Origin of the sequence: Carnobacterium sp. (genome assembly GCF_032094055.1) — a bacterium.
Lineage (GTDB): Bacteria > Bacillota > Bacilli > Lactobacillales > Carnobacteriaceae > Carnobacterium_A.
In genome coordinates this window covers 1-2,268 of record NZ_DAMDAK010000131.1, presented here as the reverse complement: position 1 = coordinate 2,268, position 2,268 = coordinate 1, and the positions used below count along the sequence as shown (strand labels likewise).

Here is a 2,268-nt window from a genome sequence, read left to right as displayed (position 1 = left end):
AGAAGGGTTGTCACAGTTGCAAGTACCGTTAGTTGTGGCTCAAACACCCATTTCTGATGAAGGCAAAGAAAAAGAATTGCTAAGCGGTGATGAATTATTGAATACTTTGATCAATTATGGTTATGCGATTGAAAAAATAGATGATATTAAAATAGGGTATACATGGACGAACAGCTCAGAATCTGACCGGGTCATTAATTTAGAACCGAGCTGGTACATTTATAAGAATGGCAATTGGACCAGCTTACAAGATTTGATCCAGAACGGAGGGGATTAGATTATGGATTTTAAACGAATTGAAACCATACTTGTCTTAACCTTTCTGGCGCTGAATATCTTCCTCTTGTCGACTTATTTTGACAAAAATTACAATGATTTTTATCAAAATAGTTCCAACTCAGAACTTAACTTTGTTGATGAAATGAATAAGTCGAATATTAAATTACCTGTTTTCCAAAATGAAAAGAACAAAGTTCCTTATACTCAAGCAGAAACTAATGAGTTGCTAGCAGAAAATCATAACCAACTGAGTAATCAGACCGGTGTAATTGAAGAGAATGGGTCTATTTACAGTAGTATCCTTTCTAATCCAATCGTATTATCAGAAGATAAAAATTTGACTTCTAAAGACATTGAAAAATTAAATGATTTTGTCAAAAGCGATCAAGTTTTATTTGGCTCTGAGTACCAATTTTTCCGTTACTTTAAAAGCAATCAGCAAATTGTATATGTCCAGATTGCGAATAACATTCCTATCACTGATGGAACATCTGAAATCGTATTTCACTTGGACAGCAATAAAAAGGTCATTTCATATGAACAAAATTATGCTGGGCCTGTAACGGTTCAAGGCGACAGCCGAGAATTGATCACAGATAAAAATGCAGTTGATATACTGTATCAAAACAATGAGATATCGGCGGATACAACCGTTAAGAAACCGATCTTAAGCTATTACCGGACATTGAACTTAGAAGAACTAAGCATGTATGCACCGGTTTGGTATGTTGAGGTAGTTTCCAGTACAGACACACAAGTAAAGCGTGTAGATGCAATCAGCGGCAGCATATTAAAGTCATCTATGTTGGATATGCCGCATTCAGATGAAAAAGATAAAGCTTCTGGCAAAGAATCAGCTGAGCTGCGTTCTCGTTCCGATTCTTCTTCATAAAGCAAAGCGAATACAACCGGTAAACCTTGAAAACATACTAAGGTTTACCGGTATTTTTCTGTGCTTTGATTTGTTAAATTAGAACACGGACTTGTAGATATTTTGTTTTATTTGGTATAAACTAGAAGGGATGACTGAGGAGGATTTAAATAATGTTAAGAGGTCAAGAACAAGCATTAAAGGTCAGCATTCTAGCGAGTGGAAGTTCCGGCAATGTGACATATATTGAATCAGAAAAGAAAAAATTGCTAGTAGACAGTGGACTCAGCGGAAAAAAAGTGACGGAGCTGTTAAAAAAGATCAATCGTGACGTTGCTGATTTAGATGGAATCCTAGTGACTCATGAACACCGTGATCATGTTCATGGTGTAGGCGTGCTGGCTCGAAAGTATCAATTAGATGTATATGCAAATGAAAAAACTTGGGAAGCCATGGATCCGCTTATCGGAAACATTAAAACAGAACAAAAGTATATTTTTGAAATGGGTAAAACGATGACGATCGGCGATATCGATATCGAAAGTTTCGGAGTATCCCATGATGCCATTGCACCTCAATTCTATACTTTTCATAAAAACAATAAACGATTTGTTATGCTGACGGATACAGGATATGTCAGCGATCGGATGCGCGGTATTTTAGCCAATGCGGATGCTTATTTATTCGAAAGCAACCACGATTTAGAAATGCTGCGAATGGGTGGTTACCCTTGGCATTTAAAACAACGGATTCTAGGAGATAAAGGCCATTTATCAAATGAAGATGGAGCTCTAGCTTTAGCTGAGATTATTGGAGATAAAACGAAACGCGTTTATTTAGGTCATTTGAGCAAAGACAACAACATGAAAGAATTGGCGCATTTAACAGCCGAAAGTATTTTAGCAGAAAAAGAGACGGGTGTAGGTGAAGCTTTTGCTATTTACGATACAGATCCAAACGAACCCACTTCTTTATTTATTATTTAAAAGAATGTAAAATGGAAACTTTTTAATTCTAGTTGGCTGATGACTAGAATTAAAAAGTTTTTTTGTGGTTCTTTGTTAATCGTGTTGGTAATACTCAGATAGTGAAATTCCCTCCGGAATTTACGTGTCTGC

The 2,268-nt window shown here is 36.3% G+C and carries 3 protein-coding genes; all 3 read left to right on the top strand.

The features are described 5' to 3' along the window. Nucleotides 1-277 (top strand): two-component system activity regulator YycH (yycH, locus tag RT405_RS13135; RefSeq protein WP_313470278.1); only part of this gene is annotated, 277 nt, incomplete at its 5' end. 3 nt (nucleotides 278-280) lie between these two features. After that, nucleotides 281-1,171, top strand: a complete 891-nt coding sequence (locus RT405_RS13130; RefSeq protein ID WP_313470277.1) for a two-component system regulatory protein YycI — start codon at nucleotides 281-283, stop codon at nucleotides 1,169-1,171. 152 nt (nucleotides 1,172-1,323) lie between these two features. Then, nucleotides 1,324-2,136, top strand: a complete 813-nt coding sequence (locus tag RT405_RS13125; protein WP_035030818.1) for an MBL fold metallo-hydrolase — start codon at nucleotides 1,324-1,326, stop codon at nucleotides 2,134-2,136. Nucleotides 2,137-2,268: the final 132 nt, after the last annotated feature.

Excerpts from the sequence above, each read along its gene's own strand:
- RT405_RS13130 (WP_313470277.1), top strand. The coding sequence starts at position 281 with ATGGATTTTAAACGAATTGAAACCATACTTGTCTTAACCTTTCTGGCG.
- RT405_RS13125 (WP_035030818.1), top strand. The coding sequence starts at position 1,324 with ATGTTAAGAGGTCAAGAACAAGCATTAAAGGTCAGCATTCTAGCGAGT.